Annotated in this window: 14 protein-coding genes; 5 read left to right on the top strand and 9 right to left on the bottom strand. The window is 74.9% G+C overall.

The genetic code is table 11. From position 1 onward, the window contains the following. Nucleotides 1-44: 44 nt before the first annotated feature. The gene (locus BSL84_RS26155; protein WP_075971251.1) at nt 45-1085 is read right to left on the bottom strand and encodes a DUF4349 domain-containing protein; all 1041 of its coding nucleotides are present in this window, start codon (nt 1083-1085) and stop codon (nt 45-47) included. A 138-nt stretch (nt 1086-1223) separates the two neighbouring features. Here BSL84_RS26155 and hemG point away from each other — a divergent pair, with 138 nt between their 5' ends. After that, entirely contained in the window at nt 1224-2723 is a 1500-nt protein-coding gene (gene hemG, locus BSL84_RS26160) for a protoporphyrinogen oxidase (RefSeq protein WP_079273297.1), read from the top strand. Between the two features lie 4 nt (nt 2724-2727). Continuing rightward, nucleotides 2728-3441, top strand: coding sequence for a hydrogen peroxide-dependent heme synthase (hemQ, locus tag BSL84_RS26165; protein ID WP_030032685.1), 714 nt, complete (start codon nt 2728-2730; stop codon nt 3439-3441). A gap of 114 nt (nt 3442-3555) precedes the next feature. On the opposite strand, the gene BSL84_RS26170 is transcribed toward hemQ, so the two are convergent. The 4 genes from BSL84_RS26170 to BSL84_RS26185 all read right to left on the bottom strand — a co-directional run bounded on the left by BSL84_RS26170 (nt 3556) and on the right by BSL84_RS26185 (nt 8845). Then, nucleotides 3556-5223, bottom strand: coding sequence for an alpha/beta hydrolase (locus BSL84_RS26170; protein ID WP_045322357.1), 1668 nt, complete (start codon nt 5221-5223; stop codon nt 3556-3558). Nucleotides 5224-5326: 103 nt separating this feature from the next. Beyond that, a complete protein-coding gene (locus BSL84_RS26175) occupies nt 5327-6367 on the bottom strand; it encodes a TIGR04222 domain-containing membrane protein (RefSeq protein WP_052680572.1) in 1041 nt (346 codons plus the stop codon). After that, complete coding sequence (locus BSL84_RS26180; protein ID WP_107484845.1) at nt 6364-7920, bottom strand: DUF692 family multinuclear iron-containing protein; 1557 nt, start codon at nt 7918-7920, stop codon at nt 6364-6366. The genes BSL84_RS26175 and BSL84_RS26180 overlap by 4 nt, the downstream gene beginning before the upstream one ends. A gap of 172 nt (nt 7921-8092) precedes the next feature. Beyond that, entirely contained in the window at nt 8093-8845 is a 753-nt protein-coding gene (locus BSL84_RS26185) for an aminoacyl-tRNA hydrolase (protein WP_030030841.1), read from the bottom strand. A 71-nt stretch (nt 8846-8916) separates the two neighbouring features. Here BSL84_RS26185 and BSL84_RS26190 point away from each other — a divergent pair, with 71 nt between their 5' ends. Beyond that, on the top strand, nt 8917-9591 hold the full coding sequence (locus BSL84_RS26190; protein ID WP_030030840.1) for an AIM24 family protein: 675 nt from the start codon (nt 8917-8919) through the stop codon (nt 9589-9591). Nucleotides 9592-9651: 60 nt separating this feature from the next. Here BSL84_RS26190 and BSL84_RS26195 read toward each other — a convergent pair whose 3' ends face one another. The 4 genes from BSL84_RS26195 to BSL84_RS26210 all read right to left on the bottom strand — a co-directional run bounded on the left by BSL84_RS26195 (nt 9652) and on the right by BSL84_RS26210 (nt 13608). Continuing rightward, the gene (locus tag BSL84_RS26195) at nt 9652-10542 is read right to left on the bottom strand and encodes a glycosyltransferase family 2 protein (protein WP_075971254.1); all 891 of its coding nucleotides are present in this window, start codon (nt 10540-10542) and stop codon (nt 9652-9654) included. Between the two features lie 107 nt (nt 10543-10649). Then, the gene (locus BSL84_RS26200; RefSeq protein WP_045322374.1) at nt 10650-11591 is read right to left on the bottom strand and encodes a polysaccharide deacetylase family protein; all 942 of its coding nucleotides are present in this window, start codon (nt 11589-11591) and stop codon (nt 10650-10652) included. Nucleotides 11592-11679: 88 nt separating this feature from the next. Further along, on the bottom strand, nt 11680-13041 hold the full coding sequence (locus BSL84_RS26205) for an alkaline phosphatase PhoX (RefSeq protein ID WP_075971255.1): 1362 nt from the start codon (nt 13039-13041) through the stop codon (nt 11680-11682). Between the two features lie 9 nt (nt 13042-13050). Further along, entirely contained in the window at nt 13051-13608 is a 558-nt protein-coding gene (locus BSL84_RS26210; protein WP_045322365.1) for a hypothetical protein, read from the bottom strand. A gap of 343 nt (nt 13609-13951) precedes the next feature. Between BSL84_RS26210 and BSL84_RS26215 the strand changes: the two genes are divergently transcribed. Together BSL84_RS26215 and BSL84_RS26220 are read left to right on the top strand one after the other, a co-directional pair. Beyond that, entirely contained in the window at nt 13952-15265 is a 1314-nt protein-coding gene (locus tag BSL84_RS26215) for a cytochrome P450 family protein (protein ID WP_045322366.1), read from the top strand. A gap of 40 nt (nt 15266-15305) precedes the next feature. Then, entirely contained in the window at nt 15306-16391 is a 1086-nt protein-coding gene (locus BSL84_RS26220; RefSeq protein WP_234363517.1) for an amidohydrolase family protein, read from the top strand. Nucleotides 16392-16428: the final 37 nt, after the last annotated feature.

Genomic DNA, 16428 nt, shown 5'->3' on the forward strand with positions numbered 1-16428 from the left:
TTCACCACCGTCGAGTGGTGAACACGCTACGGGCGAAGGCGGGTTCAGTCCCGCACGCCGTCCTCGGTGTCCGCGGCCGGGGCCGCGGCCGCAGTGGGGGCGGTGGCCGGGGCGGGAGGCGTCTGCCGCGCCGCGGGCACCGGCAGCCGCTTCGGCGTCAGGCCCGTCTTCGGGCGCGCCGGACGCCACCGCCGGTACGCCCGGACCAGCAGCACCACCACGGCGGCCGTCGCCAGGAAGGGCAGCAACGCGCCCAGCGCCGCCAGCAGATAGCGCAGGATCTTCGTGAAGATCTCCCATCCGCCGCTCAGCGCACTGAGGAAGGTGGGCTCCTTCTTCTCCTTCTTCTTCTCCACCACGGGGGGCGCCGGTTCCGAGACCTCCAGCGTGATGGTGCCCATCGAGGTCTTGTCCTTCAGCGCCGTCTGCTGCGCCAGCAGCGACTCCAGGTCCGACTGACGCCGGCTCAGCTCGCTCTCCAGCATCACCACCTCGCTCAGCGCCGTGGCCTTGCCCATCATCTCCCGCACCCGCGCCACGCTCGCCTGCTGCGAGGAGACGCGGCTGTCGATGTCGGCGACCTTCTCGGTGACGTCCTGCGCCTCGACCTTGCGGTGCAGCAGCTTCCCGCTGCCCTCCATGGCGCCGAGTACGGCGTCGTAGTGCTCGCCCGGCACCCGCAGGGTGACGGTCGACGTCATCCGGCCGTTCTCGCCGCGCTTGGTCGACTCGTTGCCGACGTAGCCGCCCGCGCCGTCCGCCGCGCCACGGGCCGCGGCGAGCGTCTTCTGGACGTCCGACGTCTCGATCCCGAGCGTCGCCGTGCGGATGACGTTCGGGCGGACCGTGACCGGCGCCCCGTCGGTCCTGCCCGCCGCCCCCGCCGAGCCCGCCGCCCCCGCCGAACCCGCCGGGGCCGGGGCCGCCGCGGAGCCCGCCGCCCCCTCCCGGGCCTTGGAGTCCGCCGCGGGCGGCCGGGCCGCCGTGTCGCTCGCGGAGTTCTGCCCGTCCGCACCGCAGCCGGTGAGCGTGAGAGCCCCGGCCAGGGAGAGGGCCGCCAGGGCCGCCGCCGCATGAGCACGCATCTTGTAAACCCCCGATGATCGGCTGCTGTTGCCGTTTCGACGTACAGGGTGCCGCCCCGGGTTTCGCACGGGCGGTTCCGGGCCGGTAGCGATGAGGTCACGGTCCGGCCTCGGAGATCGGTCTGAGACGATGTGTCCATGCACGAAGCGGACATGCGTACGGATCGGCCGGCGAGCCCCACCCGGTCCAGCGGCTCCCCGGCCCACGTCGTCGTCATCGGCGGCGGCATCGCGGGCCTCGCCGCGGCCCACCGGCTGCTCGCCGAAGGCGCCCGCGTCACGCTGCTGGAGGCCGGACCGAGGCTCGGCGGCAAGCTCCACTCCGGCGAACTCGCGGGCGCCCCCGTCGACCTCGGCGCCGAGTCCATGCTCGCCCGCCGCCCCGAGGCCGTGGCCCTCGCCGAGGCCGTCGGCCTGGCCGACGCCGTGCAGCCGCCCGCCACCGCCACCGCCCACCTGTGGACCCGCGGCGCGCTGCGGCCGATGCCCCGCGGCCATGTCATGGGCGTCCCCGGCGACCTCGGACCGCTCGCCGCCTCCGGGGTCCTCTCCGCCGAGGGCCTGGCCCGCATCGAGGCCGAGCGGACACTGCCCCCCACCGAGATCGGCGAGGACGTCGCCGTCGGGGAGTACGTGGCCGCCCGCCTCGGCCGCGAGGTCGTCGACCGGCTCGTCGAACCCCTGCTCGGCGGGGTGTACGCGGGCGACGCCTACCGCATCTCCATGCGGGCCGCCGTACCGCAGCTCTTCGAGGCCGCCCGCACCCACTCCCTGCTGCGCGACGGCGTACGGGAGATCCAGCGCACCACGCAGAGCCTGCCCCAGCAGGCCGGCCCCGTCTTCGCCGGCATCGACGGCGGCATCGGGCGGCTCCCGCTCGCCGTGGCCGACGCCTGCCGTGCGGCCGGAGCGCGCATCGTCACCGGCGCCCCCGTCCGCGAGGTCCTTCGTACGGCTGAAGGCTGGCGCGTGGCCGCCGCCGAGGAGACCGTCGACGCGGACGGCGTCGTCCTGGCCGTCCCGGCCGGACCCGCGGCCCGGCTGCTGGACACCCTCGCACCGGCCGCCGCCGCCGAACTGCGCCAGGTCGAGTACGCCTCCATGGCGCTGGTCACCATGGCCTTCCGGCGCGCCGACCTGCCCGAGGCCGTCTCCGGCGGCGGCGCCAGCGGCTTCCTCGTACCGCCCGTCGACGGCCGGACCATCAAGGCGTCCACCTTCTCCAGCAACAAGTGGGCCTGGGCCGCCGCCGACCCCGACCTCTTCCTGCTGCGCACCTCCGTCGGCCGGTACGCCGACGAACGGGACCTGGAGCGCGAGGACGGCGAACTCGTCGACGTGTCCCTCGCCGACCTCGGCGAGGCCGTCGGACTGACCGCCCGTCCCGTCGACTCCACCGTCACCCGCTGGCACGGCGGGCTGCCCCAGTACCCGGTCGGCCACCTCGGCCGGGTCGCCCGGATCCGCGGCGCCGTCGACGCCCTGCCCGGCCTCGCCGTGTGCGGCGCCCTCTACGACGGCGTGGGCATCCCGGCCTGCGTCGCGAGCGCCGGCCGGGCCGCGGACACGGTCATGGCCGCGCTCGCCGCGCGTACGGCACCCCTGGCGCGGACCACTGATCAGCGCACGGGACAATAGGCACATGACTGCACCAGAGAAGATTCCCAACGCGGGGAAGAAGGCGAAGGACCTCAACGAGGTCATCCGCTACACCCTGTGGTCCGTCTTCAAGCTGAAGGACGTCCTGCCGGAGGACCGCGCCGGTTTCGCCGACGAGGTCCAGGAGCTGTTCGACCAGCTGGCCGCCAAGGACATCACCGTCCGCGGCACCTATGACGTCTCCGGCCTGCGCGCCGACGCCGACATCATGATCTGGTGGCACGCGGAGACCGCGGACGAGCTGCAGACCGCGTACAACCTGTTCCGCCGCACCAAGCTGGGCCGCGCGATGGAGCCGGTGTGGTCGAACATGGCCCTGCACCGCCCGGCCGAGTTCAACAAGTCGCACATCCCCGCCTTCCTGGCCGACGAGGTCGCCCGCGACTACGTCAGCGTGTACCCCTTCGTCCGCAGCTACGACTGGTACCTGCTGCCCGACGAGGACCGCCGCCGCATGCTCGCCGACCACGGCAAGATGGCCCGCGGCTACCCCGACGTGCGCGCCAACACCGTCGCCTCCTTCTCGCTGGGCGACTACGAGTGGCTGCTGGCCTTCGAGGCGGACGAGCTGTACCGCATCGTCGACCTCATGCGTCACCTGCGTGCCTCCGAGGCCCGTATGCACGTCCGTGAAGAGGTGCCCTTCTACACCGGGCGCCGCAAGTCCGTCGCCGATCTGGTGGCCGGGCTCGCCTGATACCTCCCCTGGGGGGAAGGACCGGAGGACGACCACACCGTCAGGTGAGTGCCTCCGGTGGATCGGGAGGCACAGCCCCCGAAACGACGCAGCCGGAGACCCCGCCCCGGAAGTTCAGACGACCGGCGGCAGCAGCGCCCCGCGGGCGCCCGCCGCCCCGTCGTCCAGCGACACCGGTGCGGGCTCCGGATGCGGCGCACAGCGGACACGCCACCCCGGGGTGGCGCCCGTCAGCAGATACCGCTCCACGTGCCGGTCCACGCACCCGTTGCGTCCGCCGGCCACACCGTGCGAGCCGGCCCCCGCCTCCGTCACCAGCGACGCCTGGGCCCCGAGCCGCCGCTGGAGCTCCAGGGCCCCCGGGTAGGGAGTCGCGCCGTCCCGCTCCGCCGCGACCACGAGGGTCCGCGGCAGCCGCTCGGGCTGCGAGCCGACCGCCACCGGCGCCTGCCGGCCGCGCACCGGCCAGGAGGCGCACGGCAGGTTGAGGAAGGCGTTCGCCCAGGTCTCGAAGGGCGCCTCACGGGCCAGCTCGGTGTGGTCGCGGTCCCAGGTCCCCCAGTCCGCGGGCCACGGGGCGTCGTTGCACAGCACCGCCGTGTAGACGGCCGTCGCGTTCTCGGCCGCGGCCGCCGTGGCCGGGTCGGGGGCGGCCTGGGCGGCCAGCACCGAGGGATCGCCGCGCAGGAACGCCGCCAGGGCCGCCGCCCGGTCCGGCCAGACGTCGTCGTAGTACGCGGCCTGGAGGAAGGCGGCCCGCAGCTCGCCCGTCCCGACGGCCCCGCCGGCCGGGGTGCGGGCGACCGCGTCGCGGACCCGCTCGTAGGAGGCCCGCACGGCCGCGGGGGTGGCGCCGAGCCCGTACGTCGCGTGGTGGCGGGCGGCCCAGGCGCGGAAGTCGTGCCAGCGGGCCTCGAACCCGCGCGACTGGTCGAGCTGGTTGCGGTACCAGACGCGGCGCGGATCGGGATCGACCGCCGAGTCGAGAACCATCCGGCGGACGTGGCCCGGGTACAGGGTGGCGTAGACGGCGCCGAGGTAGGTGCCGTACGAGGCCCCCATGAAGGTCAGCTTCTCCTCGCCGAGCGCGGCGCGCAGCACGTGCAGGTCACGGGCGTTGTCCGGGGTGGTGTAGTGCGGCAGGGCCGCCCCCGCCCGGAGCGCACAGCCGCGGGCGTACTCCCGGGCCTGCGCGAGGCGTCGCATCTTGTACGCGGCGGAGGGGCGGACCGGCTCCTGGGTGGGGCCCTGTGCGCGGGCGGCCGGCTCCCGGCAGGACAGCGGGGCGGAGCGCCCGACTCCGCGCGGCGCGTAGCCGACGAGGTCGTAGGCGGCGGCGATCCGCTCCCAGCCGGGAAGCCCGGCGACCAGCGGGAAGTGCATTCCGGAGGCACCGGGGCCGCCGGGGTTGTGTACGAGCGCACCCTGGCGGGCGGCGTTCCCGGCCCCGGTGGCGGCGGCCCGGCTGACGGTGAGGGAGATCTGCGGGCCGTCGGGGCGGGCGTAGTCGAGCGGGACGCGCAGGGTGGCGCACCGGACGGTCGACGGCAGTGCCTCGGCGGCGGGGCAGGTACGGAAGTCCAGACCGGCGGCGCCACCGCCCCGGGAGGCGGCCGCGAGGGCGGCGCGGCGGGCGACGAGCGCGGCGCCGGCGCTGGCGGCGTCGGCGGTGGTGCCGGTGCCGGTGCCGGTGGTGTCGGTGTCGGCCGCGGCGGCGGGCGTGGACAGCGTGAGGAAGAAGGCGGCCACGACGGCTCCGTGGCGTGCGGTTCTGGTGCGCATGACGACCCCGGCCTCTCATCGGATGAACCGATGAGAGGCCGGTGGTGCCGCGCTTGTAAAGGATCACCGGCCGGTGTCGGCGGCCGTGCCCCCGGTTGCCGTATCAGGAACTGCTGGAGCAGCTGGAACTGCTCGAACTCGAACAGCTGGAACTGCTCGAACTGGAACAGCTGGAACCGGAGGAGCTGCCGCAGCTCGAACTGCTGCCGCCTCCGCAGCCGCTGCCGGAGGAACCGCACCCGGAGCCCGACGACCCGCAGCCCGAACCGCCGCGGCCGCTGCCTCCGTCGCCACCGTCGCTCATGGCGCACCACACCACCGGCAGCAGCTCGGGCGCGGAGTCGGACGACGACGTGTAGGGGTGGCGGTGGGCGTGCGCCCCCGACTGGGCCGCCGCCAGCCGGGTGCTGCGCGCGGCGGGCACCAGCTGTTGGCGCAGGAACGGGTCCCGCAGGCCGCGCAGGCCGAAGAGCGCGGTCTGCACCTGCGGGGTGCGGTCGTTCACGTACGCGGAACGCAGGGCGAGCAGCGCCCGCAGCCCCGCCGGGGTGACCCGGTTGCGGGCCCGGGCCGCGCAGAACAGGCCCACGACGATGCCGGCGAACAGCACGGGCGCCACCAGGGCGATGAACGGCAGGCCGGAGTCGAGGGCGAGGCCCACGAAGGTCAGCGGGACCGACGCCACCAGCCAGACCAGGCACACGACGGCCTGCACCAGGCCCCAGCGGCGCCAGGTGCGGCCGGTGCCGGGCGGGGCGATCAGCCCTCGGGCGGCCAGCGCGTTCCCGATCTCCTGGACGGCCGGATCGCACATGGCCGCGTAGCGGACCTGGTAGAGCCACCCCGAGGGGGCTGAGGCGTGGGCCTGGAGCACGGCGCGTTCGGCGGGGTCCGCCGCCCGCGCCCCGGGGCGTACCTGGACGATGCCGGGGCCGCCGACGACCAGCCGGCCGTCCCCGAACATCGCGACGAGCGCGCTGTCCACCACGGTCGCGGGGCCGCCCACCACGAACGCGGCCTCGGACAGGTCGTGGAGGCCGGCCGACGGGCCCGCCGGCACGGGCCGGGCCCGGCGCAGCCCGCGCGCGAGCAGGACGCAGGAGACGACGACGGCGATCCAGATCGCGAGGGCGAGGACGTTCATGCCGCCCTCCCCGCGAGCGCCCGGGCCCAGCGCACGATGCGGCGCGGCGGCCTGGCCCCGGCCCGTTCCCGCCACCAGGCGGTGAGCCGGCGCCGGGCGGCCGGGTCGGCCGGCAGGTCCCGGATCAGCAGGTGCTCGGCGAAGTCCAGCGCGTCGCGGCGGTACCCGGCGGTCATGGGCCGGTGCTTGGCGTACGCCAGGAAGGCCTCCCGGTACGGGTCGCGGCCGCCGAGGATCCCCGGCAGCTCCGGGGCCACCTTGGCCACCACATCGGCCCGCTTGGCGGCCAGCGCCCGCGCCTGCACGCGGATGCGCGCGCGGTCGAAGCCCTCGGGCACGGGCGTGCCGGCCACGAGCGCGGAGAGCAGCGCCGCCTGCCCGAGCCCCACCCGAGTCCGCGCCCCCTCCACCCCGCCGAAGGCCCGCGCCGCGGCCACGGCCTCCGGCCCGGGCACGGCTTCCGGCCCCGCCGGATTCGCCCTGGCTACGGCCTGCGGCCCGGCTACGGCCTGCGGCCCGAATCCGGGCTCCGCCCCGGCTGCCGGGGTCGCTCCGGACACGGGCGCCGCCCCGGGCGCGGGCACCGGCTCAGCCACGGGTCCCAGGCCCGCACCGGCCACGGCCTCCGGCCCGGGTACGGGCTGCGGCCCGGCCGCCCGGGCCGCCCTGGGCGCAGGCAGGGGCACAGGCAGTGGGGCCGGGCCGGGAAGGGGGCGCAGGGCCCGGGCCCGTACCGGGGCCGGGCGGCCGGCCGCCACCGCCGCGCGGATGGCGGCCAGTTCGCCCGCCAGCTCCGCCTCGGGCGGGAAGTCGTCGTCGCGCTCCAGCAGGACGCCCGCCGGCTCCACCCGCGAGCGCAGCTCGGCCAGCAGGTCGAGGACCACCGGCGGTACGGGGTGCGCGTGGGTGTCGTGCCAGACACCGGCCCGTTCGACGCCGCCCGCCACGTGCACGTACGCCAGCGCCTCCAGCGGGATCGCGTCCAGGACGGCGGCCGGGTCCTCGCCCCGGTTGACCCGGTTGGTGTGCAGGTTGGCCACGTCGACGAGCAGCCTGACCCCGGTCCGCTCGACCAGCTCCGTCAGGAACTGCCCCTCCGTCATCTCCTCGCCCGGCCACGAGAACAGCGCGGCGATGTTCTCCAGCGCCAGCGGCACCGGCAGCGCGTCCTGCGCGATCCGCACGTTCTCGCACAGCACGTCCAGCGCGTCGCGGGTGCGCGGCACCGGCAGCAGGTGCCCGGCCTCCAGCAGCGGCGAGGAGGTCCGTACGAAGGCGATGTGCTCGGTGACGAGCGGCGCCCCCAGCGCCACCGCCCGCTCCCCGAGCGCCGCCAGCTTCTCCGCGTCCGGGCGGTCGGCGCCGCCGAGGCCGAGCGAGACCCCGTGCGGCACGATGCGCGTGCCGCGCTCGCGCAGCCGCCGTAGGCCGTCGGGCAGGTGGCCCGGGCAGATGTTCTCGGCCACCACCTCGACCCAGTCCAGGCCGTCCAGCCGCTCGACGGCGTCCGCGATCTCCGGCCGCCAGCCGATGCCCACCCCCAGGTGTGCCATGGGCTTCATGTCCCCTCGCCCCCTCTCTTCGTACCGTGTGCGGATGTCATGGCCCCGACGCAGTCGCGCCAATCCGCACGAGGGGACGTTCAGAGCAACATTTGAGGTTCCCGGCGGCCGGGAAGGCGTGGACAAGCCGTGGGGAAGCCTTGGGCAAGCCGTGGGGAACCCGTCAGAGGCGTGTCCGCAGCGCCGGATGGTCGGCGACGACGGTCGCGCTGCCGGGGGCGATCTCGGTGAAGCCGGCGTCGCGGACCACCGGCAGCCCGCTCCCGCTCAGCTCCGCCCACCGCTCGCGCGCGGCGGTCCGTACGGCCAGTCGGAAGCCCGACTCCTGCCAGGCGGCCCGCTCCGCACCCGTCAGCTCCCACCACGCCAGCTGCGCGGCGTGACCGGCCTGGGCCATCGCCTTGCCGGCCGACATGCCGAGTTCCGGGTTGAGCCACAGCACGGGCAGCCCGGAGCCCTCGGCCGCGGGGACCGGCCCCGGGTCGTCGAGGTCGGTGCCCGACACCTGGAGCTTGGCCAGCTCCTTGGGCCAGCCGTCGAGGGGCACCGGCGGGAAGACCCGTACCTGCGCGGCGTCGCCGTGGACGGTGATCCCCGGCAGGCTCTCCGCCTTGCGCCACTCCGCGCCGCGTGCCCGCCGGACCACCTTGCGGATCCGCGCGTCCTGCCAGTCGCGGACCGCCTGCGCCCACTCGCCCCCGCCCCGCGCCCGTTCGTCGGTGAGCAGCACCAGCACCGCCCGGGCGGCGGTCTCCAGGGCGTCGGTCCGGGCGGGCGGCTCCGCCTTCTCGATGCGCACCACCAGTGGCAGGACGAACTGCGGGGCCTCGTCGCGCAGTACGTGCTCCCGCCGGAAGGCGCTGTCGGCCCCGACCGCCGGTACGGCCGGGGTGTCGTTCGTGTGCTGGCTGCTCATCCCGCCAAGGATGCCAGCCTCCGCCCTGAGGAGGATGCCCCGGGTGGCCGGCCCGGGTGAGGATCAATGCCATGAAGAGTGACCTTTTCGCGTCCGAGAACCTGGCCCAGGCGGCCGTCGCCCCCGGCATGAGCCTGCAGAACGCCAAGTCCGTGAGGTACAACGTCAACGGGGAGATGCTGGCCCGTCAGGGATCGATGGTCGCCTTCCGCGGCAACCTGCAGTTCGAGCGCAAGGGCCAGGGCATAGGCGGCATGCTCAAGCGGGCCGTCACGGGCGAGGGCCTGGCGCTCATGTCCGTACGCGGCCAGGGCGAGGCCTGGTTCGCCCACCAGGCGGGCAACTGCTTCATCGTCGACTTCGAGCCGGGTGACGCCCTCACCGTCAACGGTCGCAACGTGCTCTGCTTCGACCCGACCCTGTCCTACGAGATCAAGATGGTGAAGGGCGCCGGCATGACCGGCGGCGGCCTCTTCAACAGCCTCTTCACCGGTACCGGCAAGCTCGCCGTCGTCTGCGACGGCAACCCGATCGTCATCCCGGTGACCGCGCAGTCGCCGGTCTTCGTCGACACGGACGCGGTGGTCGGCTGGAGCGCCCAGCTGGAGACCGGCCTGCACCGCTCGCAGTCGGTCGGCTCGATGATCCGCGGCGGCTCCGGTGAGGCCGTCCAGCTGAAGCTGAGCGGTGAGGGCTTCGTCATCGTCCGCCCGAGCGAGGCCACCGAGACGGCGGCCGCGCACTGAACCTGACCGGTGTGGGCCGCCGCTACGGAGGCGGACGCCCCGGGTGCCGCAGGGGCGGGGTCAGAGTACGGGGGGCCGGCCGAGGCGGGTCATCCGCCATACGGTCCGCCACCGCATGGGCCGTCGGGGCGGACAGGGCGTCCGTACGCCCTCGAAGAACCCGGCCCACCAGGCGGCCAGGCCGGACAGCGGGGGGCGCTGCGCGATCGTGTACGCGGCCCAGGTCGCCAGGTAGACCGGCACGAGCACGGCAGGCAGGTGCCGCTTGGCGAGCCAGACCCGGTTCCGGCCGGTGTTGCGGTAGTAGACCGCGTGCCGGGACGCCGCTGTACGCGGGTGCTGCAGGACCATGTCGGCCCGGTAGTCGATGTCCCAGCCGGCGTCCAGGACCCGCCATGCGAAGTCGGTTTCCTCGTGGGCGTAGAAGAACGGGGCGGGGAAGTCGCCCACCTGGTCGATCACGCGCATACGGATGGCGTGGCCGCCGCCGAGGAACGTCGTCACCGGCCCGGACACCAGCGGGTCCTTGCCGCCCAGGCGGGGGACGTGCCGGCGCTGGCTCGCCCCGGTCTCGTCCGCGATCCGGAAGCCCACCACCCCCAGGCCGGGGTTGTCGGTGAAGGCTTCCCGGACGAGGCCGAAGGTGTCCTTGTGGGGCAACCGTCCGTCGTCGTCCAGGACCACGACGACGTCCACGCCGCCGCTCTCACGCAGCCACTCGACGCCGGCGTTCCGGCCGCCGGGGATGCCCAGGTTCTCGGGCAGCTCCACACCGGCGACACCGTCCGGCAGCGCGGGCAGGGCCACGCCCTGGCCGAGGACCACGACGGTGGCCGGCTCTCCGTCCTGGGCGGCCACCGAGTCGAGCAGGGCCCGCAGCTCGGTGGGCCGGTCGCCCATGGTCAGCACCACGACGCCCAGCGTCGGCGTCCTGCCCTTCGTGCCGGTCATGCGGAGCCTTTCAGCAGTTCGGTGGCGCCGCCCGGTCCAGGTTCGCGGCCGAGCCCAGGCTAGACGCCGCAGCGCACCGCCTGCTCCGGCCCGGCTCCGCGCCCGTACTACGTCCCGATCAGGTCGGAGACCTTCACGAAGCGGTAGCCGCGTTTGCGGAGTTCCGGGACGATCTTGCGGATGGCCTCCTCGGTGACCGGGGCGGCGCTGCGCGTGCAGTGCATCACCACCACCGAGCCCGGTCTGACGCCTGCGAGGACCTGTTCGGCGACCGCGTCCGGGTCCGTCGCGAAGGCGTCCCCGCTGACCACGTCCCACTGGACCGCCGTGACCCGGGCCGTCGACAGGGCCCGTAGCGCCGGGTCGTCGTAGCAGCCGCCGGGGAAGCGGAAGTAGGGGACGGTGTTGACGGCGCCGGCCTGCCGGAAGGCGGCGAAGGCCCGGTCCACGTCGGCCCGGGCGGCCGCGCCGTCGAGCGCGGGCAGGCCGTAGCAGGGGGACTTGAAGGCGTGGTGGCTGTAGGAGTGGTTGGCGATCTCGAAGTTCGGGTCGGTTCCGATGGACTTGGCCTGGTCCGGGTACTCCTCGGCCCAGCGGCCAGTCATGAAGATCGTCGAGGGCACCTTCAGGGTGCGCAGCGTCGAGATCAGCTCGGGGTTGTCGAAGCGCTCCCCGCCCGCGGCGCGCGGTCCCTGGTCGGAGGTCATGTCGGCGTCGAAGGTCAGCGCCACGGTCTTGTCCGTGTGCTGCTTCGCCCGCTCGAAGACCGGGGTCAGGCCGTTCGGTCCGGGGGCCAGGGTCGGGGCCCTGCCGGGGGCGCCGGCGGGCGGGGCGCCCGGCAGGGGGCTCTGGGAGGCGGCCGCGGCGCCGGGCGCGGAGGCCGCCGGGGCCGCCGGGGACGCGGAGGCCGCCGGGGACGCGGGGCCGGATGCCGGGGGCGTGCCCATACGGGCTTCGCGGCCGCCCTCGGGGGAGCCGGAGCCGCCGCAGCCCGCGAGGGAGGCCGTGAGGGCGGCACTGAGTGCGGCCGCGGCCGCCACCTTGCGCATGCGCACAGAAATGGTCACGCACGCAAAATATATGACTATGTGACAAGTGGGTGCCGCGGCACTCCCGTCGTGCCGCGGCACCCCCCGGTCAGCGCCGCCAGGGGCCCGTCACGGCGAAGGTCGTGCCGGGGGCGTAGGCGTTGACGTACATCGTCCGCCCGTCGGGGGAGAAGGCGACCCCGGCGAACTCCCCCCACTCCGGCGCCCCCGGGCCGCCGACGTCCTGGGCGTTGCGGGCCACCGGGTAGACCTCGCCGTCCGCCGTCACCCCGAGCACGTACTGCGCCCCGCCGCCGTCCTCGCAGACCATCAGCCCGCCGTCCGGGGCCAGGCAGATGTTGTCGGGGGAGTCCCCGGGCAGCGCCACGTCGGCGGACGGACCGAAGAGAACGTCCAGCCGGAGCCGGGCGCGGCGCGGGTCGTAGAACCACACCTGCCCGTGGTGGTCGGCGGGCGCGCCCTCGGCCCGGCGGGCGTAGCTGGACACGAAGTGCACGCCGTGGCCTCCCCAGTAGCAGCCCTCCAGCTTCTGCGCGTGGGTGATGCCGCCCGGGCCGAAGTCCTGGTACCGGATCGGGGTGCCGGCCGCCGAGGGGTCCGGTACGGGCACCCACTCCACCGGGAACTCCGCGCCCGTTTCGTCCACCGCCGCCAGGTCCGCCAGCCCCGGGACCCGCAGGGCCTCCAGGACGCCGCCCGCCCGCAGCGAACCGGCGCCGCCGAGCGGCCGCTCCGGCAGGAACCGGTAGAACAGCCCGAAGGGCCGGTCGAAGGCGTCCTCGGTCTCGTACACCACCCCCCGGTACGGGTCCACGGCCACGGCCTCGTGCGCGAAGCGGCCCATCGCGGTGAGCGGGACCGCGCCGGTGCGGTGGGGCCGGGCGGGGTCCACCTCGAAGACGTAGCCGTGGTCGCGGGTGTAACCGGAGGTCCCGGCCCGGTCCTCTGTCTCCTCACAGCTCAGCCATGTGTTCCAGGGGGTGCGGCCGCCCGCGCAGTTGACGGCGGTACCGGCCAGGGCGACCCGCTCGCCGGTCACCCGCCCGTCCGCGGCGAGGTCCAGGGCCGTGCACCCGCCGAGCGCCCCGGGGTCGTACGTCAGCCCCGGTACGGCGGGCACCCGCAGGGCGGCGGTGGCCCGGTTCTCGTGGTTGCGCACCAGCCGCACCCGGCCGGCCCCGGCGTCGAAGGCGGCCATGCCGTCGCAGTTGGCGGGGACGGGGCCCTCCCCGGAGCGCAGCGGGTCGCCCGCGCGGGAGAGGACCCGGTAGGTGAACCCGGCGGGCAGGTCGAGGAGCCCGCGCGGGTCGGGGAGCAGCGGCCCGTACCCGCCGCCGGCCCGGGCGGCGGCCCGGGCCGAGGCGGGGGAGCCGCCGGCGAACAGCGCGCCCAGCGCCCCGCTGAAGGCGATGGCGCCGGCGGCGAGCAGGCTGCGCCGGGGGACGGACACCGGCTCCCCCTACGGGCGGGTGGTGCCGGGCAGGCAGGCCACCGCCGGGTTGAAGGTCTCGTGCAGGCCGCGCGGGTTCTTCTTCCACAGCCACAGGTGCAGGGCGTAGTGGACCGGCTGCCCGGGGAAGTTGCCGGGCTTGGGGCCCTTGAACGCGGTGCCGAGCAGCGTCGGGCGGTCGTCGTCCGTGGTCAGCTTCTGGTCGCGGTCGTAGACCAGCCACTGGACCCCGACGAGGCGCTTGCCGCCGCGCCCGTCGTCCTCGTAGTACAGCGCTGCGGGCTTCGCCGGGTCGACGGAGTTGTCGTACGCGTGGTTGAAGTGCGGGTAGCCGAGCGCGCCGGTTCCCCCCGCCCTGTCGTAGACGCAGTACTTGTCGGGGACGTAGCCGGCCGCCACCGCGTTGGCGTGCACCTGGAACCGGGCGGTGGCGCGGTACACGGCCGCCCGGTCGGCCAGGGCCCGGCCGGCGTCCGGGCCGTGGCCGGCGGCGGCCGGCGGCGCGGCGAGGGCCGCCAGGGCCAGCGAGGCGGCTGCGGTGAGGGCGGGGGCGATACGTCGGACCATGCGCGGGCTCCTCGGAACGGACTGGCTGATGGCACACCAGCCCTTCCCGCCGCCCGCCGCGCCCGCCCCGCGTCCGCCCCGTACACGGCACGGACGGACGACCGCCGATCGGCCGACGCCCGACCCGGCGCCACCGCGCCGACCACCCGCCGGGCAGCCGTACGCCGACGGCCCCGCACCGGGAGCCGGCGGCTCACCCGAACGGGAGCCGGGCCGTTTCACGGCGCACCGGCACGGGGAACCGGTGAGTCCGCAGACGGCCGTTGCGACGGCCACGGGCGGACGGCCGTTGCGACGGCCCCGGCCACAGCCACGGCGGCGAATGCGACGGAGGGTGCGGAACATGGCGCAGCGGGACGCGGCACCGATCGGCGACGGAGGACTGCGGGACATCGTCTCGGCGGTCTCCCGGGGCGCACCGGAGTACCGGCAGTGCCCCCACCCGGTGTACGCGGCCCTGCGCGAGCAGGACCCGGTGTGCCGGCTCACCCCTGCGCACGGGATCGACACCTACCTGATCACCCGTTACGACGACGCCCGCGACGCCCTGTCGGACCCCCGGTTCAGCAAGGACATGCACGGCGCCATCGACACCTACCACGCGGTGTACGGCAGCTTCTTCGACGCGCTCGACGACAACGTGCTCTTCTCGGACCCGCCGCGGCACACACGGCTGCGCCGCGTCCTGCGGAGCGCCTTCACCCCCCGCCGGGTGGAGCTGATGCGGCCGCGGATCACCCGGATCGCGGAGGCGATCCTCGCCGAGTGCCGCAGGGCGGGCACGGTCGACCTGATGGCCTCGTTCGCCTTCCCGCTGCCCGTCGCGGTCCTGTGCGAGCTGATGGGCATCCCGCAGGAGGACCGCCCGGAGATCCTGGAGCAGTTCGCGGTGGTCACCCGCTGCCGGTTCGACCCGAGCCGCAGGGCGGAGCTGAAGGCGGCCGAGGAGCGGCTCCAGCACCGGCTGGAACGCCTCATCTCGGACACCCGCGACCACCCGTCGGACACCTTCCTCAGCGACCTCCTCCAGGCGGAGGAACGCCTGGACGACCCAGAACTGGTGGCGTCGCTGTGGGTGCTGTTCTTCGCCGGCCACAAGACCACCGCCTACCAGATCGGCAACTCCGTCCTCAACCTGCTGCTCCACCCCGACCAGGCGGCCAGGCTCCGCCAGGACCCGCGTCTCATCCCGGGGGCGGTCGAGGAGATGCTGCGCTACGAGGGGTCGGTGGAGACCTCCACCTTCCGGTACGCGGCCCGGGAGGCCCGGATCCGGGACACGGTGATCCCCGAGGGCTCGCTGGTGCAGATCGCGATCTCCTCGGCCAACCGGGACCCGGAGCGGTTCGACGAGCCCGACCGGCTGGACGTGACGCGCGAGGGGCTGCAGGGCACGCACCTGGGCTTCGGCCACGGCACCCACTACTGCCTGGGGGCGCCGCTGGCCCGGCTGGAACTGGAGATCGCGCTGGCCTGCCTGCTGCGGGAGTTCCCCGGCATGCGGCCGGTGGACCTGGAGGAGACCCGGGGCGCGTGGCTCAAGGGCCCCGTCCCGGCCTTCCGGGGGCTGGAGCACCTGCGGGTCGTCCTGGAACCCACGGGCCCGGACGGGGACCCCGGCGAGCCGACCCTGGCCTCCGTGGCCTCCGGAAAGTAACCCAGACCCGAACGGGCGGTGGATTGGCATGACGGATTCCGTGAGTACCCCTGTGCGTCTCCTGGGAACACCGGCGGACGAACTGCGCATCGCGGCGGTCGGCACCAGCGAGGTCATCCGGATCGCCCGGGGCCCCTCCGCGCCCGCCGCGGACGCGGACACGGCGGGCACGGTCCATTCGAAGATCGACATGCACCACCACTACTGCGCTCCCGAGTGGCGCGAGTGGGCGGTGCACCACGGGCTGATCACACCGGAGCAGCTGCCCCCGTGGGCGCGCCTCGACACCGAGGCGTCGATCCGGTTCATGGACGACGCGGGCATCACCACGGCCGTCCTCAAGCCGATGCTGCCGGCGCGCTACCGGTCGTCGGCGCAGCTGCGCGAGGCGATCAACATCACGCTGCGGTCGATGATCGAGGTGGCGACCTCACACCCGGGGCGGTTCTCGTACTACGTGCCGCTCTTCCTGGACGACCAGGAGGCCTCGTCCTGGGCCGTGCGCCGGGGCCTCGGGCAGCTCGGCGCCGCCGGCGTCAACCTGACCGCCAACTACGGGGGCGTCTACCTCGGGGACCCCGCCTACGACCGGCTCTTCCACGAGCTGAACGACTACTCGGCGGTGGTGGACACCCACCCGCACAACCTCCCGGGCGGCCCGCCCGGCGCTCCGACGGTTCCGGGGATCCCGAACTTCATGTGCGACTTCCTGCTCGACACCACCCGGGCCGCCGTGAACATGATCAGCAGGAGGACGCTGGACCGGTTCCCGGACCTCTCGGTGGTCCTGCCGCACGCCGGCGGCTTCCTGCCGTACATCGCCACGCGCCTGCAGGCACTGGGCCGGTTCTGCGAACCGAGGGTGGAGCCCGCCGCCGTACGCGACCACCTGGGCCGCTTCTACTACGACACCGCGGGCCCCATGGCGCCCGCGGCGACCCTGCTGGAGCACGTGCCCGCCGACCACGTCCTCTTCGGCACCGACTGGCCCGCCGCCCCCGCCGACACGGTCCTGGACCTGGCACTGCCCGCCCTGGAAGCGGACCCGGCCTTCACTCCGGAGCAGCTGCGGGGGATCTACCACGGCAACGCGATGCGCCTGATCCCGCAGCTGGCGACGGCCTGAGGGGACACTCCCGGGGGTACGGGCCGCGCCGTGCGCG

Origin of the sequence: Streptomyces sp. TN58, assembly GCF_001941845.1 — a bacterium.
Taxonomy (GTDB): domain Bacteria; phylum Actinomycetota; class Actinomycetes; order Streptomycetales; family Streptomycetaceae; genus Streptomyces.

Bases quoted from the DNA above. Each gene is read 5' to 3' on its own strand.
- BSL84_RS26195 (WP_075971254.1), bottom strand. From the start codon at position 10,542: ATGACCGGCACGAAGGGCAGGACGCCGACGCTGGGCGTCGTGGTGCTG.
- BSL84_RS26155 (WP_075971251.1), bottom strand. From the start codon at position 1,085: ATGCGTGCTCATGCGGCGGCGGCCCTGGCGGCCCTCTCCCTGGCCGGG.
- hemQ (WP_030032685.1), top strand. From the start codon at position 2,728: ATGACTGCACCAGAGAAGATTCCCAACGCGGGGAAGAAGGCGAAGGAC.
- BSL84_RS26190 (WP_030030840.1), top strand. From the start codon at position 8,917: ATGAAGAGTGACCTTTTCGCGTCCGAGAACCTGGCCCAGGCGGCCGTC.
- hemG (WP_079273297.1), top strand. From the start codon at position 1,224: ATGCACGAAGCGGACATGCGTACGGATCGGCCGGCGAGCCCCACCCGG.
- BSL84_RS26180 (WP_107484845.1), bottom strand. From the start codon at position 7,920: ATGGCACACCTGGGGGTGGGCATCGGCTGGCGGCCGGAGATCGCGGAC.
- BSL84_RS26175 (WP_052680572.1), bottom strand. From the start codon at position 6,367: ATGAACGTCCTCGCCCTCGCGATCTGGATCGCCGTCGTCGTCTCCTGC.
- BSL84_RS26215 (WP_045322366.1), top strand. From the start codon at position 13,952: ATGGCGCAGCGGGACGCGGCACCGATCGGCGACGGAGGACTGCGGGAC.
- BSL84_RS26200 (WP_045322374.1), bottom strand. From the start codon at position 11,591: ATGCGCAAGGTGGCGGCCGCGGCCGCACTCAGTGCCGCCCTCACGGCC.
- BSL84_RS26210 (WP_045322365.1), bottom strand. From the start codon at position 13,608: ATGGTCCGACGTATCGCCCCCGCCCTCACCGCAGCCGCCTCGCTGGCC.
- BSL84_RS26185 (WP_030030841.1), bottom strand. From the start codon at position 8,845: ATGAGCAGCCAGCACACGAACGACACCCCGGCCGTACCGGCGGTCGGG.
- BSL84_RS26170 (WP_045322357.1), bottom strand. From the start codon at position 5,223: ATGCGCACCAGAACCGCACGCCACGGAGCCGTCGTGGCCGCCTTCTTC.